The organism is Rhodococcus sp. FH8, from assembly GCF_019266085.1.
Classification (GTDB): domain Bacteria; phylum Actinomycetota; class Actinomycetes; order Mycobacteriales; family Mycobacteriaceae; genus Rhodococcus_F; species Rhodococcus_F qingshengii.
This window is the reverse complement of sequence record NZ_LPNQ01000057.1, coordinates 1127600-1153822: the sequence shown is the minus strand read 5'-3', so window position 1 is coordinate 1153822 and position 26223 is coordinate 1127600. Positions and strand designations below refer to the sequence as shown.

Here is a 26223-nt window from a genome sequence, read left to right as displayed (position 1 = left end):
CGGTGCCGCTTTGTCTTGTCGGGTCAGCGGGTGAAGGCCAGGGTTGTCACCGGTGACCGGTTGCCGTATGCGTCAACGGCTTCGACGCGGGCTTCGTATGCGGTGCCCGCTGCGGCGTCGGGAATCGGAATGTCGAGGCTGTTCGGCCGCGGCATGAAGTAGAAGTCCGAGAGCACCTTCGACGAGACCACCTTCGCTCCGGTGGCTGTGTCCGTGACCTCGACGGCGTAGTGGTGCACCATCTGATCGTCCTTGGCCTGCGCGATCCTCAGTGCGGTCGCACCGTTTTCGCCGGTCGTCACCGAGAGCGGAGTGCTCGAGGTGAACTCCGGCGCGTGCGTGTTCCGTGCGCCCGAGGTGTAGCGGAAGTTGTCCTTGATCTGCTGGTTGGTCGACCCGTCGAGTTCGACCGTCCACCCCGAACCGCTCAGCGTGCCCGCGCTCGAGTACGGCGGCTGCCAGTTGGCTGACCACGCGCCACCGGCGTAGATGTCGTGCTTGTCTGCTGCCATGTTGATTCGGTTGATTTCCGTGCGGTCCTGGTAGACCTCGACGAAGAGCGCTTGGGCAGTGGGTGATTCGAAACGGTTCGCGAGACCGGACTCGGTCACCATCTGGTAGCCGTGATCGATTTCGATGTACGACATCGAGCCGTCGTTGACCGACGTGAAGTCACGCTGATGGATCGACCGGTCGTCGTTGTTGTTCAGATGTGAGTGCCCGGAGAAGAAGATTGCCTGAGGGAAGGCACTCAGGTCTTCGGTCAATCGAGGGTTCGACGCCTGCTGCCCGTCCATGGCTGTGTTGCTTGCCGGCCGGTGTCCCTGGACCAGGATCGGCTTGGTCAGGTTCCCGGACTCCGCGGTGATTTCGGTCAGGCGGGACTTCAGCCAATCGCGTTGCGCTGAATCATTGTTGTAGGTTTCGGTGTTGACCGTGAAGAGATGGACACCATTGACGTCGGATTCGTAGTATCCGCCACCGGAATCCGGGAACCACTCCGCCGGGTACCCGGCTCTGATCGCCGCGAGACTTGCATCGTGATTGCCGTTGGAGATCAGGAGTTGTGTGTCGTTCATGCCCTTCCGGGCGAGGTTTGCCTGGAAGATTTCTGCGACGATCTTGTGGTCGGGCCCCTTGCCGTCTCCGTTGTCGTTGATCATGTCCCCGTTGGAGAGGATAGCGTCGGGTTTCGGGAAGATGGAACCGATTGTGTCGAAGAAGCTTTCGTACTTCTTGTCGTTGTTCGCGTGATCGCCGACGTGGACGTCGGACATCACGACGACCTGAGCCAGCGGCTTTTCCGACGTCTTGATCAGGTAGCCGAACGAGACGGCCGCGCTCGCGTGATCGCCTCGGAAAGCTGCGACAGTGACGTTGGTGTCCTGCGCGATGTGCAGCGGACGTCCCGGCGTGGCAGCTTGGCTGTCGGTGGTGGGTGTCGTTCCGTCCACGGTGTAGCGGACGGTGGCGCCGCGCTCGGCGGTGAAGGTCAGGTCGACGGGGTGCTCGTACCGTCCGCCGGGGACGCTGACGCCGGGCGCTGCGGGCGGCGTGTTGTTCTCGCCCGAAGAGCTGCCCCATTCGAAGGACGAACTGCCCCAGCCGGGTTCGGCGTGGGATTCGGCGGGTGCGATGCCGGGAACGGCGAGAGCCGCTGTCACGGCTGCTATCGCGATGGTCGTACGTCTCACGAGGATTCCTTGTCTTCGACGCGGTGGTTCAGACCTATCCGTAATTGGTCTGGACCAATTACGGTAGGTGGCGCCGGGTAGAAGAAGGTGTGTCCTGAATGTCCGATTAATGAAGCGTGTGTGAACACCCTGCAGTGCTTGGTACCGGTATACCCGGCTGCGTTTATGGCAAAGTCGATGGAGTGGACCTACGTCAGATCGAGTACTTCCTTGCCGTTGCCGGTGGTGAGTCCTTGTCGACGGCTGCGCAGAATCTGTCGGTCACCAAGCCGTCGCTGTCGCAGGGTATTCGTGGCCTCGAGCGTGAACTCGGAGTCGAACTGTTTCACCGCGTCGGTCGCGGTTTGGTGCTGACGGCAGCAGGTCGGGCGTTGGTAGGGCCGGCGAGGCAGATGACTCGCAGCAGCGCGGCCGCGTTCGACGTCGCGATCGGTACGGCCGACGAGCCTCGTGGCCGGCTCGACATCTGCTCCGCGGCACATGGTCTCGAAGGTCCGATCGCACGCATCGTGGCAGACTTTCGTGAGCGGTGGCCTGCTGTGACCGTTCGGGTCGGTGAGTTGCCGCAGGGTGCAACGTCTGAGCAGGTGTTGGCAGACGGCGCGTGCGAGGTGGTCTTCAGTTACTGGCCACCCGACATGTCGGCGCTGTCCACGAAAGTGTTGGGGGTGAACGAGTACTGGCTGGCAGTGCCGTCGGGGGTTCATCCTGACGTCTGGCCGAATGGTGTGAAACCCGCTGCGGGAGAGCCGGTGTCATTGACGGCATTGCCCGATCTCCCCGTGGTGGGTGTGCTCAAACACTCGCGGGCTCGCCTTGCCATCGAGTCGTCTCTGCAGGCCGCCGGGGCCCGGACTCGGATGTCGACGGAGTTGGCGCAGCGGGAGACCGTCGGCGCGTTCGTCTTTGCTGGTTTGGGCATGGCATTCATGGAGCGTTCGTTGGCCGAGAGGTCGGTCGCGTCCGGCGCGGAGATATTTCCGGTGGAGCCGGCGATCTCACTGAATTACGGCGTCGAGTTCGATCCGGAGACGCTCTCGCCGTTGGGCAGGCTGTTCGTGGAGGGCTTGTGACGTGGGGAGATGTTCTCGATGTACGCAGACCCGGCCGGTGAGAGCGGGCCGTCGCGGTAGACCAAGATCGTCTGCCGGGTGATCGGTGGGAAAAGCGAGCGAACCTCAGATGCCGGGGAGTCTTGTTCGGCGATCGATCTGGGCAGCAGCGCGGCGCCTACACCTTGCCCGACCATTTCCCGGACAGCAAGGCGATCAGGTACTTCCACGACGACGTCGGTGAGTTCCAGATCGTCGTCGATCGAGTGCCCGCGCCGAACTGCGGATGCCTCGACCACCATCGGCAGGCGCGCGACCACGGTGCGCGGAACCGGATCGGGGAGGTCTGTGGCCAGGCGAATGGGGATCGACAAGACCGTTTCCTGGGTGCTCACGGCAATTTCTCGAAGCCCGTCGGAGACTTCGGCACCCGGGTGGGTCTCGAGAAACCCGAGTTCACACGTACCTGCTCTCACGAGCGCGCGCACGTCCTGTGCGTTGGCGGAGGCGTTCGTGGAGAACCGAATTCCGGGTGCCGTCAGATGGAGGCGTCCGGCGACCTCTGCAACAGGGTCGATGGCGAGATCGGACTGAACCGCTATGGCGAGTTCCCCGGCGCGCAAAGCGGTTACCGCAGCCACCGCGGCCTCGGCCCGAGCAACGTCGGCGAGCAACGTACGGGCAGAATCGGCAACTGCCAGTCCGACCGTGGTGGGAGCCAGACCGCGAGTGGTGCGCTCGAAGAGTGTGGCTCCGAGAGCTCGTTCGAGGTTGCGCACGGCCTGCGAGAGGGACGGTTGCGAGATACGCAGGACGTCCGCGGCGGCAGTGACGCTGCCGTGATCGACGACCGCGACGAGATACTGCGCGCTGCGTATGTCCATCCCGGGTGCCTGCATCTGACGAATTCTCCCAGATGACGGACCCTTGGCGGCGGTGACTTGCTGCGACCTGCTGACATAGGTCTGAGCTATGGCTCTGTGCGCCTTCTCGTCTTTGTGGCGCAGGCCATAGCGATGGTCGACTGTTCCAGTACCACCGACCGCGGTTCGTGCTCGGTGAGTACCTGGAACACAGGAGCGTGATGTGAGCGAGCTTCACCTACCCAACCGGATACGCCACTCGGCGTCGACACGGCCGTCCGATCCGGCAATCACGTGCGGCGACCGAACGTTGACTTGGGCTGAGCTGGATGGCGAGACCAGCACCTTGGCGAGTGCGCTGGCAGAAGTGACCACAACGGGTGCTCGTGTCGGTGCGCTACTGCGTATGGGGCTCGAAGGTGCGGAAACCTTCATCGCATGTGCGAAGGCAGGCGCTGTGTTCATACCGTTGAACTGGCGGCTCAACCCACTCGAACTCGTCGACATCGCCGAGGACGCGGAGCTCGACGTCTTGATCGTCGATGACGAGTTCGCCGCGGGGGCGGCGGCGATGTCCGCAGCGTTGCCGGACATCGAGGTCATAACCGTGGGAGCTGCAGGGGGCCTGCCGGATTCGCGAACCTGGGCGGAGTTCGTGGCATCAGGTACCGGTGTCGACCCCGGACACGGGCACGATCCGGACGCAGCAGTTCTGCAGCTGTACACGTCCGGGACAACCGGCCGGCCCAAGGGCGTCGTGGCCACGCACCGGAATCTGTACAACGAGCCCGAGGGGTTCGATGTCTACGAATTCGGTTCGAATGCAGTCGCACTCGATGCACTTCCCCTCTTTCACATCGCCGGTGCCGGCTGGATGAGTACATGCTTGTCGGCCGGAGTGCCTTTGGTGCTGCTCGGAGACATGGCGCCGGCTCGGGTCGCTGATGCCATCGCGACCCACCGCGTCACCCACGCATTTCTGGTGCCTGCAGTCATTCAGACGCTGGTAGATCTGCCGACTCTCGACAGTTTCGATCTGACCAGCCTGGAGGTGGTCGCCTATGGGGCGTCACCGATCACTCCGGCGCTCCTCGCCCACGCGATGACTGTCTTGAACTGCAAATTCGTTCAGCGATACGGGATGACCGAGACGACGGGTTCGGTATCCGTCCTTCGTGCTTACGACCATCATGTGAGCGGGCCGCGTTCGGAGTTGCTTCGCTCTGCGGGCAAGCCGATGATCGGCGTCGAGATCTCGATTCGAGACGTCACCACTGGTGAGGAATTGCCGCCCAATAATTCCGGTGAGATCGTCGCGCGCAGTAGAAACAACACTCGCGGATACTGGCGACGTGACCGTGAGACCGCCGAATTGTTCACCCACGACGGTTTCCTCCGAACGGGGGACGCCGGCCATCTGGACGACGAGGGGTATCTGTTCGTCACCGATCGACTCAAGGACATGATCATCACCGGCGGAGAGAACGTCTATCCGATCGAGGTGGAATCCATTCTGGCCGAGCACCCCTCGGTCGCCGAGGTCGCGGTGGTCGGGGTTCCCGACAAGCGCTGGGGTGAATCCGTGACCGCAGTGGTCAAACTGGTCGACGGTGCCGACGTGCCGAGCGTCGACGAGTTGATCGCTTTCAGCACAGCGAAGTTGGCGTCGTACAAGAAACCTCGCCAGATCCATTTCGTGGACTCCCTACCTCGCAACGCGAGCGGAAAACTGCTCAAGTCGAGCCTGCGGACCATGCTGAACGCGAGCGGAGAAGCATCATGATCGTGACCGAAGACGTCGGTGTCGCACAACGTGAGGCATGGGCGAACAAAGTCCTTCCACCGGTCGAACAGGTGCGGGACGGATTGTGGTCGATCCCCGTTCCCATGCCGGACAACCCTTTGCGTTACGTACTCGTCTACGCACTCGCGCTCGACGACGGACTTGCCCTCATCGACGTCGGTTGGGATCACGAACAGTCCTGGCAGGCTCTCGTCGACGGCATAGCATCGATCGGATACCACGTTTCCGAAGTGCGCTATGCGGCAATCACGCACCTGCATCCCGATCACTTCGGCCTGGCGCCGCGTCTTCGGCAGGTCAGCGGCGCAACGCTTGCGATGCATGTGGCCGACGCGACGCTCCTCGGATACCACGGTCCCGAGCAGACCCGCGACGACATCAGTGGCTGGAACCTGCAATTGTCCGAACTCGGCGCACCGGCCGAAGTGCTCGACGCGTCTCGGGTCGACCTGGTGCGGTTCGCCGAGCACGAAACCATCGACATTGTTCTGGGAGATGGGGATTCACTCAACCTGCCCGGTTGGAATCTCCGCGCCCAGTGGACACCGGGGCACACTCCCGGACATCTCTGCTTCGTGGAAGAGGCCAGAGGCTTGTTGTTCAGCGGCGATCACATGCTGCCGAGGATCAGCCCGAACATCTCCACGATTCCCGGTGAACTCGAGAACCCACTTCATCGTTATCTTCTCTCGCTCGAGGCGACGACAACACTGGGCGAGTGCGAAGTGCTTCCGGCACATGAATATCGATTCCGTGGGATCGCCGATCGTGCACGTCAATTGATGGGGCACCACGAGGAGCGATTGGCGGAGATCGTGGCTGCGGTGCAGGATGAGCCTGAATCCACGGCCTGGGAACTCTCACGCACGATCTCCTGGTCTCGCCCGTTCGAACAGATGTCGCCGCGACTACTTCGCTTGGCAGTCCGCGAAACCCATGCTCATCTTGTTGTTTTGGCCAAGCGGGAGATCGTGACACCGTCCGGCGGCACACCCGTGCGCTGGAGCATTCGCGCGCAGTGACCTTTCAAGAATCTCATCACGGAAGTAGGAACCGAACATGAGCGTCGTGCTCACCGACTTCGCCGACGGCGTTGCCGTCATCACCCTCAATCGTCCCGAGGCCAAGAACGCGGTCAATCTCGAACTTGCCGAAGCCTTGGCTGCGGCCATCGACGAGTTCGAGGAACGCTCCGATCTCACCATCGGCATTCTGACCGGAGCTGGTGGAACCTTCTGCGCCGGTATGGATCTGAAGGGATTTGCGCGCGGAGAGCGGCCATCGCTACCGGGTCGTGGTTTTGCCGGTCTGACCGAGGCTCCGCCGTCGAAGCCGCTGATCGCAGCCGTCGAAGGTTGGGCACTCGCCGGCGGTTGCGAACTGGCCTTGGCGGCCGACTTGATCGTGGCGTCCACGGACGCGAAATTCGGCCTGCCCGAGGTGAAGCGGGGACTTGCCGCGGCCGCCGGCGGACTCCTACGTCTGCCGAAAATTCTTCCGTATCAGTTGGCCATGGAAATCGCGATCACGGGGGATCCGCTCAGTGCCACCGTGGCGCACCATCACGGCTTGGTCAATCGGCTCGCCGAACCGGGACAGGCGCTGACCGTCGCACGCGAGCTCGCGGCCCGAGTAGCGGCTAACGGTCCACTGGCTGTTCGCGCGACCAAGCAGGTACTGGCAATGTCCGCCAAGTACACCGATCCGGATGCCTTTGTCGCGCAACGCGAATTCATCGATCCGGTCTTCACCTCTCGTGATGCCAAGGAGGGTGCCACGGCATTTGCCGAGAAGCGCTCTCCCGTGTGGAGTGGTTCATGAGTGCCGAGACGATCGAGCGTGCGGCCGTAAGCATCGAACGAGACGGTGCTGTCGCGACGATTGTTCTCTGTCGGCCGCACCGCCGCAACGCTCTCGATCTCGACGCCTGGATCGCTCTACGTGAAGCAGTCCTCGAACTTCAAGAGGACGCGCAGATTCGCTCGGTGATCCTGACCGGCGCGGATGGGACCTTCTGCGCGGGCTCCGATCTGGACAAGCGTGGCTCGTCGCACCCGCTCGATCGCATGCGTGTCATCAACGCAACGGCAATCGCACTGAGTGAGTTTCCCAAACCTCTGGTGGCGAAGGTCGACGGGTTTGCCGTCGGAGCCGGATGGAACATGGCGTTGCTCTGCGACTTCGTCGTGGCGGCCAAGGGTGCGAAGTTCAGCCAGATCTTTGCCAAACGGGGGTTGTCTGTCGACTTCGGTGGTTCGTGGATCCTGCCGAGACTGGTCGGCCTCCAACAAGCCAAGCGACTGGTGATGCTTTCCGAGACGATCGACGCACAGGAAGCCTACGAGCTCGGGTTGGTGACTTATCTGGTCGAACCGGCCGAGCTGGACGAACACACGTCAACACTGGCGCAGCGGCTCGCCGCCGGCCCGCCGGCCGCACTGAGTCAGTCTGCCGCCATGCTCGAACATCACACCTCCCTCTCGTTGCGGGAGGCGTTGGACAACGAGGCGAGGGCGCAAGCGGTCAATTTTGCGACGGATGCCACCGACGCGGTTCGTGCCTTCGTGGAAAAGCGGGAGCCGATCTTCACCGGAGAGTGGGCCGTACCAGGGGCAACTCGGGTGGAGTGAGCGACGGATCGCTGGTCGTATGATGGATGAGTGGATCTGCACTTCGTCACCTACTTCGTCGCTGTTGTCGACCACGGTGGGATAACGAAGGCCGCTCAGGCTCTCTACATTTCGCAGCCCTCGCTGTCACAGGCAATTCGTACGCTCGAGCGTCGACTCGGCGCCACGCTGTTCGACCGGACGGGCAGGCGGTTGGTTCTTACCGACGCGGGCCGCACGTTCGATCTCGCGGCCAGGAGAATCCTTGCCGACGTCGAGCGCGCGAAGGCGAAAGTGACCGCCGTTCGCGAACTCGAGTTCGGTCGTGTCGACGTCGTCTCGTACTCGGCGTTCTCGATCGATCCGATGGTCGAGTTGGTCCGGCGATTCCGGGCCAACTTCCCGAAGATCGTCGTGCGTGTTCTCGACACGTACGGCCCGGCCGGGGTCGACAATGCGTTGCGGCGAGGGTCGGCCGAGGTCGGCGTCACCGATCTGAGTATCGGGTACGAAGGTTTGGTCACGGCTCCGATTGCCACTCAGGAGTTGGTGCTCGCCACCCATGCGTCGTTGTCCGGCCGACTTGCAACGCCGTTGGCGGATCCGGTTCCGCGAGCGCTCTTGCACAGTTTGCCGCTTGTGGTCGATCTCGGTGATCAATCGAATCAGTTCCGGGGTCTACTGAGCGAAGGCGCCGAGAACGTAGTCGTGGACTGTGTCCACCCTGTGACCACGTGGGAACTGGTTCGCCGCGGAATCGGCGCCACTGTAGTGCCGAGAAGGGTTGCACAACAGCAGATGACAGACGTCTGCGCCTTCTCCTTCGATCCGCCGCTGACACGCGACGTCGGTATCGTCTATCGCTCGGGCGAGCAATCCCCGGCGGCCGCTGCATTCATCGCGACGGCTGCGGAAATGGCCACCTCCGCCGTTCCGTCCACGGAAGAGGAGTGAACTGTGGAGTTCCGGCAGATGGAGTACTTCCTCGCAGTGGTCGAGAACAAGGGGATCAACGGCGCCGCAGCGGCTCTCGGCGTTGCTCAGCCGACCGTGTCACAAGCGTTGCGCGGGCTCGAACGTGAACTGGGAGTGAGGCTGTTCCATCGCATCGGGCGCGGCATGGTGCTCAGTGCTGCCGGTCGCAGTCTGGTCGGCCCGAGTCGACAGGTCTTGCGAGACGTAGCTGCGGCGGCTGAACAGTTGACGGCATCCGATGGCGCCATCGTCGGTCGCCTCGACATCATGGCTTTCCCTGCACTGACTTCGGGGACGATCGTCGATCTGATTGCGGAGTTCTGTCGACGGTATCCGCAAGCACGAGTCAGATTCTCGGAACTCGAGCGTGAGGACAATCTGGAAAGTCTCATCAGGGACGGCCACTGCGAATTCGCGGTGGCTCATCTGCCGCTCGAGGCGGGCGAAGGGCTCGAAATCGTCGAATTGGGGGAGCAGGAGTACCGCCTGGTCTACCCGGCTGGAACAGAACTACCCGAGGGGCCGGTACGCCTTTCGGAAATGCCGGACATTCCCATGGTATTCGTTCCTCGCGGGGCAGCGATGGGTGACGCGATCGAAGATTCGATCCGAAAGGCCGGTACCAGAACGGAACTCGCGGTGGTGACCGAGCAACGGGAGTCGCGGCTCCCGATGGTCATCGCCGGACTCGGCGGTTCGTTGGTCGAGCGCTCGGTGGCGAAATCGATGCCTGGTCAGGTGGTGGAACGGGCCTGCGAGCCGAGATTCCTGCGTGCGTACGGTCTCGCCTTCGACCCCTCGACGTTGTCGCCGGTGGGACAGGTATTCGTGAACCTGATCCACGAGTACCTGTCCGACGAACGCCGGTCACAGCACTAGAGTCGGCAGATACGTTCTCGCGCTGCAGAGTACTCGGCGGCGAGACGCTCTACTACTGCATGCGTCGGAAGGACTGCATCGATCGCTCCGATGCCCTGTCCGGCGCCCCAGATGTCACGCCAGGCCTTGGTATCGGTGTCGTTGGTCGCGAAACTCATTGCGGATGGATCGGATTCGGCCAGGTTGTCGGGGTCCAAGCCGGCGGCAACGATGCTGCCCCGCAGGTAGTTTCCGTGTACTCCGGTGAACAGGTTGGAATAGACGATGTCGGAGGCCCCTGAACCCACGATCATCTCCTTGTACGCAGGATCCGCGTTAGCCTCTTCGGTTGCGATGAAAGCTGATCCAACGTATGCCAAATCGGCCCCGGCCGCGAGCGCAGCGAGAATCGAATCACCATGAGCGATGGCACCTGACAACAGCAGTGGACCGGCGAACCACTCACGAATCTCCCGAATCAGGGCAAACGGCGACTGTCTACCGGCATGACCACCGGCCCCGGCAGCTACCGCGATCAGTCCGTCGGCGCCCTTCTCGATCGCCTTGCGTGCAAAGCGATTGTCGATGACGTCATGGAGAACGATTCCGCCGTATGCGTGGACTGCGTCGTTGATGTCGGTGCGAGCGCCGAGGGACGTGATGACGATCGGAACCTCGAACTCGGCGATGGTCGCCAGATCCTCTTCCAGGCGGTTGTTGGACCGGTGGACGATGAGGTTGACGGCAAATGGCGCCGACGGATTCTCCGGGTGCTCACGATCATGTTCCTCACGAGCCACGGTGATCAGTTTGAGCCAATCCCGAAGTGCCGACTGCGGACGAGCATTCAGTGCCGGGAAGGACCCGATGATGCCAGAGGTGCACTGCGCGATGACGAGGTCAGGAGTCGAGATGATGAACATCGGTGAAGCGAGAACCGGGACACGCAGTTGCGACGTCAGGTCTGCGAAGGTCGTCACCTGGAACCGCCTTTCTGATCGACGGATTCGAGAAGTCTCGAGCGGAGGTCGGTCTTGAGGACCTTACCGGCAGCCGATGTCGGAAGGAGTTCTACCTCGACGACTTCGCGAATCTTCTTGTACGGCAGCACCTGCTCGGCGACGAACGCCTTGATCTGCTCGGCGTCGAACTCGGCGCCCGGAATCATCACCACGAAGGCTACGGGCTCCTGGCCGTTGCTCCCCACTTCGCGGCCGACAACCGCAGCAGTCGAGATCGCCGGGTGCGAAACCAGAATCTCTTCGAGTTCCCGCGGATAGACGTTGTACCCCTTGTAGATGAGCATGTCCTTGGCCCGGTCACAGATGAAGAGGTATCCGTCCGAGTCCAGGTACGCGATGTCTCCCGTGTCCAACCAGCCGTCGACGAACTGTTCTGCGGTGGTTTCCGGGTGTCCGAGATAGCCGTCGGTGACCTGAGGCCCACGCACCCACAGTTCGCCGCGTTCGTTCTCGCCCAGAACGGTCTTCCGGTCGAGCTGATCGCGAATCTGGATTTCGGTGTCGAAGATCGGGAGGCCGACGCTGCTCTGCCGATATTCCGAGCCGTTGATCAGCGGTGCGGCCGTGACCACACAGGTGGCCTCGGTCAGCCCGTAGCCTTCGACGACGAGCGCTTTGGGAAATGCCCGGCGGAGTGCGGCGAGCGTGACACTGTCGATCGGGGCAGCACCCGAAGACACGACGCACACGCTGTCGGTGTTGCGCACCGTGGCGTCGGGATGAACCGACAGTGCGTGCCACATGGCGGGAGACCCGGTGAGATAGGTGGCCTCGTGCTTTTCGATCAGCTCGAGCATCCGGCCGGGTTCGAACCGACCGGCAAATACCTGGGTGAGACCGGAAATCAACAGGAACGACGTGTTGAGCAACGAATGTGCGTGGAAGAGAGGGGAGACCACGATGGTCGCCCCGGTCCCGGGCGTCGGACCGAGCACGTCGAGGCCGTCGATGCGTCGAGGCGTGACGAGACCTTCAGGACCTGCTTCCAACTCGTGACCGGTTCTCCATCCACACATCTGCGTGATGTTGCCGACGACGTTGCGGTGAAGAACACGAACACCTTTGGAGACTCCGGTGGTTCCGCCGGTGAACGCGATGTGTGCGATGTCGTCGCTACGAACCGAGGCAGGGGTGAATTCGGTGGGTAGATCGGCGATGAAGGAGTCGAATGCGACGACCGACTCCGGTGTGTCGAGCGCGCCCTCGGTGTCCTGGACCATCACGATCGTACGCACGGAGGTTCCTGAAGCGGCCGCGAGCAGTACGTGCAGCTGCGAACTCTGAGTCACTGCAGCAACGGCGGACGTCTCCTCGATCTGCTTGCGCAGGCCGAGCTCTGGCTGCAGTGGGTTGACCAATGTGACTGTCGCCCCGGCCTGTAGGCATCCGTAGTAAGCCTGGAGGAACTCGACGCAGTTCCCGAGGTGCATCAACACCACGTCGCCGACGCCCACCCCGGCTTGCCGCAGTGCGCCGGCGAATTGCGCACTGCGCTGGCCGAGTTCGCGGAAGGTGCACGTACGCTCGCCGTCCACGACGGCGAGGCGGTCACCGTAGAGCGCCGCCATGCTGGGCGCCCAGTACGCCATGGTGGTATCCGGGTATTGCATGTTGTGCCGCAGTTGTGGATTGGCGATCACGCTGGTGCCCGTCACCGGGGAGCCATTCGGATAGCGCCGTCGAGTCTGATGGTCTCGCCGTTGAGGTAGCCGTTCTCGAGCATCGAGACGGCGAGCTGGCCGAACTCGTCCGGACGACCCAGTCGTGAGGGATTGGGAACAGAGGCTTCGAGGGCCGTGCGCACGTCTTCGCGTAGGCGCGCCAGCAGGGGAGTGTCCATGATGCCGGGAGCAATGGTGTTTACGCGGATTCCGCGGCTGGCGAGATCGCGGGCAGCGGTGACCGTCATACCGACGATGCCGGCTTTGGACGCTGTGTAGTTGATCTGACCGATCTGACCTTCGAATGCTGCGACCGACGCCGTCATGACGATGGCACCTCGCTCACCGTCCACGGCGTCGAGTTCCGCCATCCGCTCGGCGCCGAGACGGAGTGCGTTGAACGAACCGACAAGATTCAGCTTGACGACGAACTCGAAATCTTCGACCGATCCGGCTTTTCCGTCCTTGTCGAGAATGCGCATACGACGCCCGGCACCCGCGCAGTGGACGACGCCGCGGAGGCCGCCGCGCTCGTGCGCCGCGTCGAGTGCTTCGGCGAATTGTTCGCTGTCGGTGACGTCGGCCGGGGCGAATTGTGCGGCAGCACCGAGATCGGCCGCCACCTGCTTACCGTCGGACGAAGGCAGATCGATCAACGTGACCTGCGCTCCGGCGTCGAGCAGCCGTCGAGCGGTTGCCAGGCCGAGGCCTGAAGCGCCGCCGGTGATCGCGGTGGAAAGTCCCTCGAGTTTCATGGATCAATTCTTCTTTCCTGCTGGATGACGTGTCGGCCCGAAAGCGTTGTCGGGTCAGATCAATTCGAGAATGGTCGCATTGGCCATGCCGCCGGCCTCGCACATCGACTGGAGACCGTAGCGAATTCCGTTGTCGCGCATGTGATGTGCCAGGCGAGTCATCAAGATCGCACCTGATCCGCCGAGTGGGTGGCCGACCGCGATAGCGCCGCCGAGCGGATTCACACGATCGATGGCTGCGCCGGTTTCAGCCTGCCAGGCAAGCGGGACGGGGGCGAATGCCTCGTTGATCTCGAAGGCGCCGATGTCGTCGATGGACAATCCGGAGCGGTCCAATGCCTTTGCGGTGGCGGCAATCGGACCGGTGAGCATGATGACCGGGTCGTCGGCTGCGACCACTGCGGTGTGAATACGAACGAGCGGCTTCCACCCGCGTGCCCGGGCGTACTCGCTGGTCGTGACGAGTGTGGCGCCCGCCCCGTCGGAGATCTGAGAAGAGTTGCCGGCGTGGATGGCACCGTCGGTGTCGAAGGCCGGGGGCAACTTCGCGAGCGACTCCACACTTCCGCCTCGCCGAATGCCTTCGTCCTGGGACAAGCCCGCGATCGGAGTGATCTGCCCGGTGAATGCCCCTTCATCGGTGGCACGGGCCGCGAGTTCGTGTGAGCGGAGGGAGTATTCGTCCAGAGCTGTTCGTGTGAGTGCCCATTTCCGGGCCATCATCTCGGCGCCGGTCCCCTGGCTGAAACCGTCCACCCCGTAGCGTTCGAGTACCGAAGCCGGAAAATGCTCACCGTTCTTGCTGGCGGTACCCATCGGTACTCGTGACATCGATTCGACGCCTCCGGCTACGACCACGTCGTTCTGACCGGAGATGACGGTGGCCGCAGCAAAGGAAACTGCCTGCTGGCTCGATCCGCAGGCCCGGGTCAGTGTGACGCCGGGAACGCTGTCGGGCCAGCCGGCAGCGAGTGCCGCTGTGCGGGCGATGCTTCCGGCCTGCTCGCCGACCTGACTGACGCAACCCCAGATCACGTCGTCGACCGTCGCCGCGTCGAGTCCGGTCCGTTCAGCGAGCGCACGCAGTACACGGGCGGACAACTCGGCCGGATGGATCTCCGAGAGGGCGCGGCCGCGACGGCCGATCGGTGTACGTACTGCGTCGACGATGACGGCATCTCGCATGTATCTCTCCTGCTGTTCGTGCCCGGTTCTGCGACTGTGCGGTCGGGGCGTGTCTCGAGTCGATCACGAGCGGGTCGACCCGGCAATGTCTTTCGGTGAATGGCTTTGTTAGCGAATGGCTATACGTGGAGTACTCAGCCTCGGATGAGCTTGCGATCGCGCTCGGGATTGGCGAAGACGAGGACCAGAACCGCGGCGATCACTCCGATGACGCCGATTGCCTGGAAGGACTGGGCGTAACCGTCGGCCGGGGTTGCAGCGTTGTCCACGATGACTCCCGTTGCGTAAGGAGCAATCAGGCCACCGATCGACATGATGGCGAGGAAGAATCCCATCGTTCCGGCAGTCTGCTGCGGCGGGCACAGCTCCGAGATCGCAGCGTTGATGAGCGGGAAGGTGATTGCCGAGAACCCGTAGCCGATCGAGACCATGGCGACAGCGACGATGGGGGTGGAGATCTGTGGCAGGAACAGGAGAATCGATCCGCAGATCAGAACGCCGACACAGGGAACGATGACGCGAACCGTACGAGAGGTGAAGCCGCGGCCGATCAACTTGTCCGTGACGGAACCGGAGGTGATCATGAGGACGAGACCGACGATCGAGGGCAGCGCGAACATCGAACCGGCCTGCATCGCACTGTATCCGAGGCCGACCTCGAAGTACGACGGCAACCAGGTGAGAACGACGGTGGTCAGCGCGTAGATGGTCGCGATGAGGAAGCAGCAGCTGACGAAGGTGCGGGAGAGCAGGATCTTGCGCCACGGAACATTGGGCTCGGTGACCGCCTTCGTGGCTGTCCCGGCTGCCTCGGTTGCTTCTGTATCTGCAGTCTTGGTCGCCTTGACGGCCTTGCTCGTGTACGGGCCCTCGGACCAACCGGCCAGCCAGCAACCCATCCACACGAGACCGAGAACGGAGAGCGAGAGAACCGCTGCGCGCCAGCCGTAATGAACGGCGATGAAGGTCAGTACCGGCGCGAGGGCGATCTTTGCGACAGAGGCGGATCCGGCGAGCATTGCGCCGGGAAGGCCGCGCTTGGCCGGCGGGTGCCACGAGTACGCCGCGGTGTGCATCAGCGCCGAACTGGGGCCTTCGGCAAATCCGAGGAGCATGCGCGAGACGATCAACATCGCGAGGCTGGCGCCGAGAACGAGGGGGAGCATGACCACGGACCAGATTGCGGCCAGGATCAACAGCGCCCAACGCAGGGTCAGGTACTTGTTGAGCGGTCCGGCGAGGAATCCACCGATGCAGAACATCAGGAAGAAGAGCGAGCCGACCATGCCGATTTGCGAAGACTTCAGTCCGAGCTCACGAGCGAGGGGCTGAGCGATGATTCCGAGGACTGCCTTGTCCGCGTAGTTGACGATGTAGAGGAAAACGACGAGCCCGGTCATCGTCCACGCACGCTTGCGGGTACCGAAGACGGGAACTGCTGACGAATCTGGCGTTGCTGTTGCTTCGGGCTGGACGTCGTTACGCTGTGGCGCGATGGGGGTCACGTGGCGTCCCTTCGAGACTGGTGGGCGGATGCGATCGTGCTCGAAGCGCGGCCTCGAAGCGATCGATGGTGGTGTGTTTGCCGGCTGACTCATTCAACGTGTTCTGGATCACTTTGAGCAATGTCGCGTCGATGATCGGAACGATAGCGGTTGCCTATGTATCGCAGGTCAGGCCATATTGGTACGCCCTATCGGACGCATAGCCGATGAGTGTTGGATCGAATGCGGAACATTGAGGCAAGGTGAGATCAGGATCACCCTGTCCCCTTGACCGACTGGAGTTCATACATGCAGCGCACCGTGTTCAACGAGGATCACGAGGCATTCCGGGCAACCGTTCGCGATTTCATCGCGAAGGAAGTAACCCCGGTCCACGAGAAGTGGGAAGAGGACGGTCACCCGCCCCGTGACTTCTACCGACGACTCGGAGAGCTGGGCGTACTCGGAATTCAGGTGCCGGAGGAATACGGCGGAGGCGGCGAGAAGTCGCTCAAGTTCAACGTCGTCGTCGCCGAGGAAGTTGCTGCCGCCGGGGCGTCGTTCGGCTCGCAGTCGGTGCATACGAACCTGATCCTGCCCTACCTACTCGAGTACGCGAACGAAGAACAGAAGAGCCGCTGGTTGCCGGGCTTCGCTTCCGGAGATCTGATGTTCGCGATTGCGATGACCGAACCGGGAACAGGATCGGATCTGGCGAACATCGCGACCACGGCCAAGCTGTCGGAGGACGGTACGCACTACGTGGTCAATGGTTCCAAGACGTTCATCACCGGTGGAGTACTTGCCGACCGCGTCCTGGTGGTGTGCCGTACCGCGCCCAGCACAGCGGAGAACCGGCGCACGGGGTTGTCGATTCTGGTGATCGATACGTCGTCGCCCGGATACTCGGTGGGGCGCAAGATCAACAAGATCGGGCTCAAGACCTCCGACACTGCGGAGCTTTCGTTTGTCGACGTCAAGGTGCCCGTCGAGGACCGACTCGGAGAAGAGGGCGACGGCTTCAGCTATCTGACCCACAACCTGGCTCAGGAGCGGTTGACCATCGCGTTCGGAGCGGCCGCCACTGCCAGTGCAGCGCTTCGCTTTGCCATCGACTACGTCAAGGACCGCAAGGTGTTCGGCAAGCCGGTCGCGGCCTTCCAGAACACCAAATTCGTTCTGGCCGAATGCGCTACCGAGGTTGATGCCATTCAGCTGGTGTCCGACAACGCACTCGAATGTCATGACCGCGGCACTCTGACGATTCCCGACGCAGCGAAGGCGAAACTGTTCTGCACCGAGGCGGCAGGTCGAGTGATCGACAAGTGCCTCCAATTGCACGGCGGGTACGGCTACATCACCGAGTATCCCATCGCGCGTCTTTACGCAGACACGCGTGTCACACGAATCTACGGTGGCACAAGTGAAGTCATGAAGACCATCATCGCGAAGGATCTTGGTCTCTGACGCACTCTCGACATGTTGTCGGCCTCGGAACAAGTGTTCCGAGGCCGAAAACATCTTCCGGGTAGGTCAGTTCGCCGGAACCCCGACCACGCCGTCCGCGATCAGCGTCGAGGCGTGATCGGCGTTGGTTCCGAGGATGTCGGCGAGCACCGCGATCGAATCGCCGCCGACCTCGGAGGCGGGTCCGGTACCCAGGTGTGCGCCGTCGAACGAGGCAGGATTGGCGGCAGCCAGGTAGCTTCCGATTCGAGGTTGATCGAGTGCGGAGAACATCGGGTTGTTCTCCAGTTCGCCAGATTTCACCACTTCCTCGAAACTGCGGTACCTCTCGAACAGAACCGACGATGTGTCCAGCGCTGCAGCGATCTCGGCGCCGCTGTGTTCCCGGAACCAATGTGAGAACAGAGCAGTGAGTACCTCTCGATGACGGTAGCGATCCGCTTCGGTGGAGAAGTCGGCTCCGAGCGCAGCTTCGACAGCGTCGACAGCCGCCGTGGTGCCGGTGACCGACGCAAGGTCGCGGAAATGGCGGGTAGTGAGTGCAACGATCATGAACCGTTCGTTGTCGCTGGAGACGAAATCGATTCCGTACGTGCCGTAGACGGCGTTTCCGCCGGACTCGCGACTGCGACCGTTCACTTGTACCTCGGTGAGGTAACCGAGGGTTCCCGCGGTGGCCAATGCGACGTCTTCGAGTGGGAGCGTGATCCGAGATCCATGTCCGGTCGAGTCACGTTGGCGCACTGCGGCAGTGATCGACAGGGCGGCGTAGAGCCCGCATGCGACGTCCCAGGCGGGCAGTGCGTGGTTGACAACTCCGGCGTAGTCGGCGGGGCCGGTGATCTGTGGAAATCCCAAGGCGGCGTTGACCGTGTAGTCGACTCCGGGGCTGCCGTCGCGGCGTCCGAGGATCTCGAGGGTGATGACGTCGCTACGCAACTGGGCCAGGGAGTCGTGGCTCATCCACTTACGGCCGCCGGCGTTGGTGACCAGGATTCCGCCGCCAGGTCCCGGCGCCGTGACCAGTTGGCGTATCAGTTCTTGGCCGCGTTCGGCGCGCATGTCCACTGACAGTGACCGTTTGCCTTTGTTGAGTCCGGTCCAGTAGATGCTCTCGCCCTTGTCTGTGACGGGCCAGCGATTGTAATCGGAGGCACCTCCGATCGGGTCGATCCGGATCACCTCGGCGCCGAGTTGGGAGAGCGTCAGTCCGCACAGCGGCGCGGCGACAAAGCTCGAGACCTCGACGATGCGAAGCCCGGACAGCGGGCCTGGGCTCTGAGTCATGTGTGGTCCTCCGTGATAGAAAAGTGTGTGCTCATGCCATCAACACGGTGAAACGCCAGTCGAGAACCGGAGTTTGTGTTGCAGAAGCATTGTGGGAGAACACGAGCGAACGCAGTTGCACTGCGGTTCCGTGTTCGAGGGGCGACGAGTTTTCGACGTGCAGTTCGCTCGTGAGGGTATCGCCCTCGTGAACGGGTCCGGTGTGATCGCACGAGTGCCACCCGAGAACCGTCACCACGTTGGGCAGAGTGCGAGTCGCCTGGGCGAGTGCGATCCCGATGGTGTGGCCGCCGTAGACGAGGCGACCGTGGGCGCCGACGCGATCGTCGTGGTGCGTCGCTGCGATGTTCAAGCTCAGCCGGGCAAGTTCGGGTGCGCTGGAGACGACGTCGCCGCTGCTGTGGAAGACGGAGCCCACCAAATCGGAATCGAAGTGCCTGCCGGGTACCCGCTCTCGATACGTGTCGAGGTCCCAACCGTCAGGTGATACGTACGGAGCCGGTTCGGACGGACCGATCGCCCCGAGGTCGTCGGCGTGGCGAGTTCTCGCCTCGATCGGGTCGGGGCTCAGGGGGAGCATGGCGCAGCGGTAGAAGTCGAGGACCGTGTTGCCGTTCTGATCAGCAGACGTCATCCGTAGCGCGGCAAGTCCGGTGGCGCCGCGTCCCGGCTTGGCCGAGTTCTCGCGTAGACCGACAACCTCGGTGCGCGTGTACAGGGTGTCGCCGAGTACCGGGAAACGGTGGAATCGCAGTCCACGGTAGAAGAGGTTCGCCTTGACGTGGTGTGTGACCACGGTTGACTGACCGATGGCGATGTCGGTGACCAGTCCTGGATTCGCCACTGGTGCAACGGAACCCGTGACGCTCGACGACAAGTGTGCGTCGAGAGGCAAGCGCATGCGGTCACCGAGGATCGCCTGATGGGAGGCGGCGAGTCCACTGGTCAACGTCACCGCGGGGGCTTCGTCGAAGATCTGACCATGGGTGAGCTCGTCGAAGTACGGGCCTCCCACGTAGTGCTCGCTCATACGGTGACTCCTTCGGCTCGGGCAAGCGTACGACGCGCTGCCACGGCCACAGCTTCGTCGAGCATCTGGCCGTCGAGTTGGGCGGCACCCGAACCCAGGGTTTCGGCTTCTTCGAGTGCGGTCAGTACCCGTCGGGCGTCATTGACGGCGTCGTCCGAAGGAGTGAATGCGGTAGTGGCCGAGTCGATCTGCGCCGGGTGGATGACCCATTTGCCGTCGAACCCGAGAGCGCTGGTCCAGTGCGCGGCGCGGCGGAAAGCGTCGTCGTCGGTGATGCCGAGAAAGGGCCCGTCGATGGCTGCGACGCCGGCTGCGCGGCAGGCGATCAGGATTCTGTCCTGGACGGCAAGCCAGTGTTCAGGCAGTGCCGAGCGTGAACGGCCGAGCGCTGCACCGAGATCGGCGTATCCGATGATCGCGGCTTGGAGACGAGGAGTCGCGCGGGCGATGGAGTCGGCATTCTGGACGCCGAGCGGAGTTTCGATCAGGGCTTGCAGGGTGGTGTGGTGCCCACCGGCAGTGAAGAGGATGTGCTCGGCCTCGAGTAGTTCGTCGGCGGACTCGACCTTCGGGACGATCACGCTCGTCAGCGATTCTCCGAGGGCGCCGCAGGCGATCAGGTCGTCGCGGGCCCATGGTGTGGTCAGGCCGTTGATTCGGACCGAGATGGTGCGCGCCCTACCGAACTCGTGCACCAAGGTGCTCACGAGGGTTCGCGCCAGGTCCTTGTTCGCCGAAGTGACGGCATCTTCGAGGTCGAGAATCACCTCGTCTGCGTTCGAGAAGAGTGCTTTGCGTGCCTTGCGCTCGTCTGAACCCGGCGCGACCAGGGACGCGCGACGTCTGGTGGCGCGGTAGTGGTTCTCGTCCATAGTGTGTCGATTACCTCGATCTGGAAATCAAATGTACGGCCAGTTGTGAAGTGGATGAGCTGCCGTGAACGGCGTTGATGTGCACCGAACTGCCTCGATGCTGGCAGTTGCTGCGTATCGATGTCAAGGCGCGGTATTGACATTGCGCGAACAATATCGAAATATGGCCGTACAAACTTATTTCAAGTCGAGGCGGATTCATGCTCAAGCTCAACGACGAAGAGACATTCCTGATCGAAACCGTGCGCCGGTTCGTCGACCGAGAGGTCAAGCCCACGGTCCAGGAGGTGGAGCACGCGAACGAGTATCCCGAGAAGTGGATCGATCAGATGAAGCAGATCGGGATCTACGGGCTCGCGATTCCCGAGGAGTACGGCGGATCGCCGGTGTCCATGCCCTGTTATGCGCAGGTGACGCAGGAACTGTCACGCGGATGGATGTCCCTGGCGGGGGCGATGGGCGGTCACACGGTGGTCGCGAAACTCATCTCGCTGTTCGGTACCGAAGAGCAGAAGGTGAAGTACCTGCCGCGAATGGCAACCGGCGAGATCCGGGCAACGATGGCCCTCACCGAGCCCGGCGGAGGTTCCGATCTGCAGGCCATGACAACCAACGCCAAGAGCGACGGCACAGATCTGGTCGTCAACGGAGCCAAGACATGGATCACCAATGCCCGCCGATCCGGCGTGATCGCCTTGCTGTGCAAGACCGATACAAGCGCAAGCCCTCGTCATGCGGGCATCTCGATCGTTCTCGTCGAGCACGGCGAAGGGCTGACCGTCTCCCGCGACCTCCCGAAGCTCGGATACAAGGGCGTCGAGAGTTGTGAACTGTCCTTCGACAATTACCGCATCTCCGAGTCGGCCATTCTGGGCGGTACTCCCGGAAAGGGTTTCGGGCAGATGATGAAGGGGCTCGAGACCGGCCGTATCCAGGTGGCTTGCCGCGCACTGGGCGTCGCCACGGCCGCACTCGAGGATTCACTTGCCTACGCGCAGCAGCGCGAGAGCTTCGGCCAGCCGATCTGGAAGCACCAGTCGATCGGCAATTACCTCGCCGACATGGCAACGAAGCTGACGGCCGCACGGCAGCTGACGTGGCACGCGGCGCAGATGTACGACAGCGGCGAGCGGTGCGACATGGAGGCGGGCATGGCCAAGCTGTACGCCTCCGAGGTGGCGATGGAAATCGCTTTGTCCGCCGTCCGCATCCACGGCGGTTACGGCTACTCGACGGAGTACGACGTCGAGCGGTATTTCCGTGATGCACCACTGATGATCGTCGGGGAGGGAACCAACGAAATTCAGCGCAACGTGATCGTTTCGCAGCTGGTTGCCCGCGGCGGTCTGTGACGGACCGGTGAGCAAGTAGGATCATGTCGCTATGAGCGGTAAGGAAAGAGAGACGGAGCCGGCGTACCAACGCCTCTCTCGTGAGCTTCGTCAGCAGATCTCTGCCGGTACCTACCGCGACGGCATTCAACTGCCCACCGAATCCGAACTGGCGCAGCATCACGGCGTGAGTCGGCAGACGGTCCGCCGAGCCTTTCACGATCTGGTTGCCGAGGGCATCGTGTACCGAGTACCCGGGCGCGGAACGTTCGTGACCGAGAACAGCGGCCGCTATCTCCGTCATCTCGGATCCATCGAAGATCTCATGAACCTTTCGCGGGACACGACGATGGAAGTTGTGTCACCGCTGCACCGGCGCGTGGACATCGAGGCGGCCAGTCGGCTTCGGCTCGACACCGACGTCGTGTACACCGTGGTCTTCCGGCGGATACACGAGGGAGTTCCGTTTGTGCAGACGACGGCGCATCTGCCGGAGGCGATCGCGCGGCAGATCATCGACCTGCCCGCCATGGCGGCCGGTGCGGTGAGCGCCAATACGGTGATCGGCTTGCTGGAACCGCTGATCGACAGTCCGATTGTCGAAGCAGCACAATCGATCACGGTGTCCCCGGCCACGGCGGACGTTGCCAGGGACGTCGATTGCGAAATCGGCCACGCCATGTTGCGGGTGGACCGTTTGTACTCCAACGCGCAGGGCGTTGCCAACGAGTTGTCGGTGAGCTATTTCTTGCCGGAGCAGTACACGTATCGGGTCACGCTGCGCCGCGGCGCACATTGACGCTGCGCCGCGGCGCACATTAGCGCTGCACTTTTCTTTGCTGTTCAACACCTTTCAGGAGAGAACTATGCGAATTTTCAACGGAATCGACGAAGTAGAGACGGCTGTCGGTGAGCACTTGGGCTACAGCGCGTGGTTCCCGGTCACACAGGATCGGATCGACAAGTTCGCCGACGCCACCGAGGATCACCAGTGGATTCACGTGGATCCCGAGCGCGCAGCGCAGGGTCCGTACGGCGGCACCATCGCCCACGGCTATCTGACTATCTCGTTGTTGCCGGTGCTCGGCGCTCAGGTGATGCGTGTCGACGGAATCTCCATGACCGTGAACTACGGAAGCAACAAGGTGCGATTCCCCGAACCGGTCAAGGTCGGTTCTTCGGTGCGGGCAGGTGCGGAGATTCTTTCCTTCGAGCGCACCGCGAAGGGCGCGACGATAGTCGTGCGGTACACGATCGAAATCGAAGGAGCGGGTAAACCTGCGCTGGTAGCGGATACCGTGCGCCTGTTGGTCTCCTGAATCCTTTTCCATTCTTCCAGAACGAGATTCGAGGTCAGTTGTGAAACGAGCAGCATTGGTCGCGCCGGTCAGAACCGCGGTGGGCCGTTTCGGAGGGGCACTTCGTGACGTGCCTGCGGAAAGTCTGGCTGCCACCGTCGTCAAGGAGACCGTGCGTCGTAGCGGAATCGATCCGTCCCGCATCGACGACGTCGCGATGGGGCAGTCGTATGCCAATTCGGAGGCACCGTGCATCGGAAGGTGGGCGGCGCTCGAGGCCGGGTTGCCGATTTCGGTAGCCGGCTTCCAGACGGATCGCCGATGTGGAACGGGTCTGCAGGCCATCGTTTCCGCGGCCATGATGGTCCAGACGGGTGCGGCCGACGTGGTTCTCGCGGGTGGCGTCGAATCGATGAGCGGGATCGAGCACTACACCACCGGAGCGCGGTGGGGCACCAGATCCGGTGGGCTGCAACTGTTCGACCGCCTCGATCGTGGCCGCGAGCGCTCGCAACCCGAGTGGCGATTCGGTCGGATCAGCGGAATGATCGAAACGGCCGAGAACGTCGCGACACGCTGCGGGATCACGCGGGAAGAGTCGGACGCCTTCGCCGTCGACAGTCACCGAAAAGCAACACTGGCAAGAGAAGCCGGCCGATTCGATGCCGAAATCGTCGCCGTCGAACTGACGGATCGAAAAGGGAACGTCACACAGTTTCGTGCTGACGAGGGGATCCGTCCGGATACCTCACTCGAAACCCTGGCACGGCTGCGTGCGGTGACCGAGGGAGGCGTTGTGACCGCCGGTAACGCCAGCCAGCAGAACGACGCTGCGGCAGCGATGTTGGTTGTCGCCGAGGATCGTCTGGACGAGCTGGGGCTGGAACCCATCGGGTTCCTCGACAGTTGGGCCGCGGCCGGTTGTGAACCGGCGCTGATGGGCCTCGGGCCGGTTGCCGCCGTCTCGAAACTGTTTGCTCGCACCGGGGCAGGCTTTGCCGATTTCGATCTGGTCGAGCTGAACGAGGCGTTTGCGTGCCAGGTTCTCGGCGTCGTGAAGGAATGGGGATTCGAGGACCTCGATCGCCTGAACGTCAACGGTTCCGGCATCTCGCTCGGGCACCCCGTGGGAGCGACGGGTGCGCGTATGGCAACAACCGCGCTTCGCGAACTCGGCCGACGCGGCGGCGGAAAAGCGCTGTTGACCATGTGTATCGGCGGTGGCCAGGGTATGGCGGCCGTGGTGGAGTCTGCCTGACGAGGTTCGCTTCTGGGTACACTTGCGGCGGGGGATCGGAAGTTCTACGGAGGCAGTCGGTTGACGAATGCAGGCGCAGCAGACACCAGTGGCGCGCTGAGCGTCGAGGATGTTCGTCGCGCCAGGGCCGCACTCGAGGGTTTGGACGTCACCAGTTGGTCCGGTCGCTTCGAGCTTCTCTCCGACACCAATCGTCTGCGTCTGTTGCTCTGCCTTCATCACGCACCGGGTATCTGCGTCACGGATTTGTCCGTGGCGCTGGGGATGAGCGGCACAGCCGTCTCACATGCGCTGCGGCTACTGCGTAGCCAGGGGTGGGTGAGCGCGACCCGCGACGGCCGATCGATGCGATACCAACTGGCGGACGACACCGTTCACCAGCTGCTGCATTCGATCGGCGCCACACATTTTCACGACGAGACACCCACCCCCGGGCACACGCACAGCTGAGCGCTACTCAAGGAGTCGCGAAGAACTTCTCGACGGCCGGCGCAGCGTTCGGGTTTCCGTTGGTGATTCCTGCGCCGACTCCGGCAACCGTGCCGATGACTCCACCGACGATGCAGCCGGCGATGAAGTTCGGGAAGATCGACAGGCAGCCGATTCCGACGCCGAGGTTGGCTCCGATCAGGGTCGACTGCAGACCACCGTTGTTCCAGCCGATATTGACCTCGTTGGCCATCGTGTCGAACGCGGCCTGCTTCGGATCGTTACCGGGGAAGAGCATCAACGCCGCCTGGCTGTTCGACTCTGCGGTCGGTGTCAGTAGGGGTTGGGACGGATCGAAGCCCGCATTCGGGGGCGCTGCGACCGCGGTGCCGGCTCCGGCGCCGACTGCGGCGACGACGAGTACGGACATGGTGAGAGTTCGGGACAGTTTCATGGGGACGGCCAATCTGTCTGTGTGGAACCAGTCGTGAATGGTGGCGGTGCAGTTCGTTAACCAGAACTCCACCGTCTGGATCGATCGTGCGGACCTCCTCGGGCACAACGGGACCCGTCGTCTCCGCGCGACGGGCCGTGTTTGGTGGCTACCCGACTCCGAGTGCCCTGAAACCGCCTAGTCCCATTCGTTTTTCGACAACCGCGCACGCAATTCTTCGACCTCGGCAGTAAGCCGATCTACCTCGGCTTGCAGGGGTTGGCGTGCCAGAGCGAGGGATTCGTCCATGCGCTCCCTGTCGAAGCGTGGCGTGATGTTTCGACTGCAGTTCCAGTCGAACGCTTCGACGTCGATGACGATGGAACGCTGGGCTTTTGCCGTCATGGTGCCGCCGGGGACTTGCAAGAGCTGTTGCAGTAGTGCAGGGTCCTCGTCCGCTTCGATCACCTGCGCACGCCCGTAGATCTTCAATCTCGTTCGCGTCGGGTAATCGATGACGAACAGCGAGATGCGATTGTTCTCTTCCAGATTGCCGAGCGTCACGAATTGCTGATTGCCAGGGAGATCGGCGAATCCGATTCGATTCGGGCCCAACACATGCAGGAATCCGCGCGGGCCGCCGCGATGTTGGACGTACGGCCAACCGTCGGGCGTCACCGTGGACATGAAGAAGGAATCCACGGATTTCACGAATCCCTGCGCGCGGAAATCGAATTCCATCGGGCCCTCGTCGGGCTGATCGAGTTTCGAACCGTACACGGTGAAACTTCCGGTCGACCGCTGACGCTCCACCGCAGCGGGGGAGAAGGCGATGTGTGCGTATCGGGTCGACATT

25 protein-coding genes are annotated in these 26223 nt (G+C 62.6%); 13 read left to right on the top strand and 12 right to left on the bottom strand.

All coding sequences use genetic code 11. The features are described 5' to 3' along the window. Window positions 1-23: 23 nt before the first annotated feature. Window positions 24-1694: a chitobiase/beta-hexosaminidase C-terminal domain-containing protein gene (locus tag ATN38_RS08205; RefSeq protein ID WP_064443699.1), complete on the bottom strand. Its 1671-nt coding sequence runs from the start codon at window positions 1692-1694 to the stop codon at window positions 24-26. A gap of 182 nt (window positions 1695-1876) precedes the next feature. Between ATN38_RS08205 and ATN38_RS08200 the strand changes: the two genes are divergently transcribed. Further along, window positions 1877-2767: a LysR family transcriptional regulator gene (locus ATN38_RS08200; RefSeq protein WP_030537198.1), complete on the top strand. Its 891-nt coding sequence runs from the start codon at window positions 1877-1879 to the stop codon at window positions 2765-2767. On the opposite strand, the gene ATN38_RS08195 is transcribed toward ATN38_RS08200, so the two are convergent. Further along, window positions 2701-3630, bottom strand: coding sequence for a LysR family transcriptional regulator (locus tag ATN38_RS08195; protein WP_037128875.1), 930 nt, complete (start codon window positions 3628-3630; stop codon window positions 2701-2703). The two genes, ATN38_RS08200 and ATN38_RS08195, sit on opposite strands and share 67 nt — an antisense overlap. Before the next feature lie 202 nt (window positions 3631-3832). Here ATN38_RS08195 and ATN38_RS08190 point away from each other — a divergent pair, with 202 nt between their 5' ends. The 6 genes from ATN38_RS08190 to ATN38_RS08165 are packed head-to-tail and all read left to right on the top strand — an operon-like array spanning window position 3833 to window position 9876. Then, window positions 3833-5392: a long-chain-fatty-acid--CoA ligase gene (locus tag ATN38_RS08190; protein ID WP_003939977.1), complete on the top strand. Its 1560-nt coding sequence runs from the start codon at window positions 3833-3835 to the stop codon at window positions 5390-5392. Continuing rightward, window positions 5389-6435 carry an MBL fold metallo-hydrolase gene (locus ATN38_RS08185; RefSeq protein ID WP_042448546.1) on the top strand — a complete coding sequence of 349 codons (1047 nt, stop codon included), beginning with the start codon at window positions 5389-5391 and terminating at the stop codon, window positions 6433-6435. The genes ATN38_RS08190 and ATN38_RS08185 overlap by 4 nt, the downstream gene beginning before the upstream one ends. A 37-nt stretch (window positions 6436-6472) precedes the next feature. Further along, complete coding sequence (locus ATN38_RS08180) at window positions 6473-7234, top strand: crotonase/enoyl-CoA hydratase family protein (protein ID WP_047272107.1); 762 nt, start codon at window positions 6473-6475, stop codon at window positions 7232-7234. Then, window positions 7231-8043, top strand: coding sequence for an enoyl-CoA hydratase/isomerase family protein (locus ATN38_RS08175; protein WP_193594920.1), 813 nt, complete (start codon window positions 7231-7233; stop codon window positions 8041-8043). Before ATN38_RS08180 ends, ATN38_RS08175 begins: the two co-directional genes overlap by 4 nt. Window positions 8044-8073: 30 nt before the next feature. After that, entirely contained in the window at window positions 8074-8976 is a 903-nt protein-coding gene (locus ATN38_RS08170) for a LysR family transcriptional regulator (RefSeq protein ID WP_007729501.1), read from the top strand. 3 nt (window positions 8977-8979) lie between these two features. Then, the gene (locus ATN38_RS08165; RefSeq protein ID WP_003939949.1) at window positions 8980-9876 is read left to right on the top strand and encodes a LysR family transcriptional regulator; all 897 of its coding nucleotides are present in this window, start codon (window positions 8980-8982) and stop codon (window positions 9874-9876) included. On the opposite strand, the gene ATN38_RS08160 is transcribed toward ATN38_RS08165, so the two are convergent. From ATN38_RS08160 to ATN38_RS08140, 5 genes are all read right to left on the bottom strand, one after another. Beyond that, window positions 9873-10778 (bottom strand): nitronate monooxygenase family protein, encoded by a 906-nt coding sequence (locus tag ATN38_RS08160; RefSeq protein ID WP_202427117.1) that lies wholly within the window; start codon window positions 10776-10778, stop codon window positions 9873-9875. The genes ATN38_RS08165 and ATN38_RS08160 overlap by 4 nt on opposite strands. Window positions 10779-10831: 53 nt before the next feature. Next, window positions 10832-12487 (bottom strand): class I adenylate-forming enzyme family protein, encoded by a 1656-nt coding sequence (locus ATN38_RS08155; RefSeq protein ID WP_176742040.1) that lies wholly within the window; start codon window positions 12485-12487, stop codon window positions 10832-10834. A 41-nt stretch (window positions 12488-12528) separates the two neighbouring features. Then, entirely contained in the window at window positions 12529-13293 is a 765-nt protein-coding gene (locus ATN38_RS08150; RefSeq protein ID WP_003939944.1) for an SDR family NAD(P)-dependent oxidoreductase, read from the bottom strand. 54 nt (window positions 13294-13347) lie between these two features. After that, the gene (locus ATN38_RS08145) at window positions 13348-14478 is read right to left on the bottom strand and encodes a thiolase family protein (RefSeq protein ID WP_047272111.1); all 1131 of its coding nucleotides are present in this window, start codon (window positions 14476-14478) and stop codon (window positions 13348-13350) included. Window positions 14479-14612: 134 nt separating this feature from the next. Then, window positions 14613-16076 (bottom strand): MFS transporter, encoded by a 1464-nt coding sequence (locus ATN38_RS08140; protein WP_174519483.1) that lies wholly within the window; start codon window positions 16074-16076, stop codon window positions 14613-14615. Between the two features lie 195 nt (window positions 16077-16271). Here ATN38_RS08140 and ATN38_RS08135 point away from each other — a divergent pair, with 195 nt between their 5' ends. Continuing rightward, window positions 16272-17429 (top strand): acyl-CoA dehydrogenase family protein, encoded by a 1158-nt coding sequence (locus tag ATN38_RS08135; RefSeq protein WP_003940617.1) that lies wholly within the window; start codon window positions 16272-16274, stop codon window positions 17427-17429. Window positions 17430-17495: 66 nt separating this feature from the next. Here the strand turns inward: ATN38_RS08135 and ATN38_RS08130 are convergent, their stop codons facing one another. Genes ATN38_RS08130 through ATN38_RS08120 form a run of 3 tightly spaced genes read right to left on the bottom strand, consistent with a single transcriptional unit; the run spans window position 17496 to window position 20618 of the window. Then, a complete protein-coding gene (locus ATN38_RS08130) occupies window positions 17496-18716 on the bottom strand; it encodes a CoA transferase (RefSeq protein ID WP_054188392.1) in 1221 nt (406 codons plus the stop codon). A 31-nt stretch (window positions 18717-18747) separates the two neighbouring features. Further along, a complete protein-coding gene (locus tag ATN38_RS08125) occupies window positions 18748-19746 on the bottom strand; it encodes a MaoC family dehydratase (protein ID WP_218747789.1) in 999 nt (332 codons plus the stop codon). After that, complete coding sequence (locus ATN38_RS08120) at window positions 19743-20618, bottom strand: CoA ester lyase (protein ID WP_030537187.1); 876 nt, start codon at window positions 20616-20618, stop codon at window positions 19743-19745. The genes ATN38_RS08125 and ATN38_RS08120 overlap by 4 nt, the downstream gene beginning before the upstream one ends. 200 nt (window positions 20619-20818) lie before the next feature. On the opposite strand from ATN38_RS08120, the gene ATN38_RS08115 reads away from it, so the two are divergent. The 5 genes from ATN38_RS08115 to ATN38_RS08095 all read left to right on the top strand — a co-directional run bounded on the left by ATN38_RS08115 (window position 20819) and on the right by ATN38_RS08095 (window position 24955). Next, entirely contained in the window at window positions 20819-21970 is a 1152-nt protein-coding gene (locus ATN38_RS08115; protein WP_064074257.1) for an acyl-CoA dehydrogenase family protein, read from the top strand. Between the two features lie 31 nt (window positions 21971-22001). Beyond that, the gene (locus ATN38_RS08110; protein ID WP_042448526.1) at window positions 22002-22748 is read left to right on the top strand and encodes a GntR family transcriptional regulator; all 747 of its coding nucleotides are present in this window, start codon (window positions 22002-22004) and stop codon (window positions 22746-22748) included. Between the two features lie 67 nt (window positions 22749-22815). After that, window positions 22816-23268, top strand: coding sequence for a MaoC family dehydratase (locus tag ATN38_RS08105; RefSeq protein WP_064074258.1), 453 nt, complete (start codon window positions 22816-22818; stop codon window positions 23266-23268). Window positions 23269-23308: 40 nt separating this feature from the next. Then, the gene (locus ATN38_RS08100) at window positions 23309-24505 is read left to right on the top strand and encodes an acetyl-CoA C-acetyltransferase (protein ID WP_218747788.1); all 1197 of its coding nucleotides are present in this window, start codon (window positions 23309-23311) and stop codon (window positions 24503-24505) included. Between the two features lie 60 nt (window positions 24506-24565). Beyond that, window positions 24566-24955, top strand: a complete 390-nt coding sequence (locus ATN38_RS08095; protein ID WP_003940184.1) for a metalloregulator ArsR/SmtB family transcription factor — start codon at window positions 24566-24568, stop codon at window positions 24953-24955. Window positions 24956-24962: 7 nt separating this feature from the next. On the opposite strand, the gene ATN38_RS08090 is transcribed toward ATN38_RS08095, so the two are convergent. Continuing rightward, on the bottom strand, window positions 24963-25460 hold the full coding sequence (locus ATN38_RS08090; protein WP_003940625.1) for a hypothetical protein: 498 nt from the start codon (window positions 25458-25460) through the stop codon (window positions 24963-24965). Between the two features lie 105 nt (window positions 25461-25565). Continuing rightward, window positions 25566-26222, bottom strand: a complete 657-nt coding sequence (locus ATN38_RS08085) for a pyridoxamine 5'-phosphate oxidase family protein (protein WP_218747787.1) — start codon at window positions 26220-26222, stop codon at window positions 25566-25568. Window position 26223 lies beyond the last annotated feature (1 nt).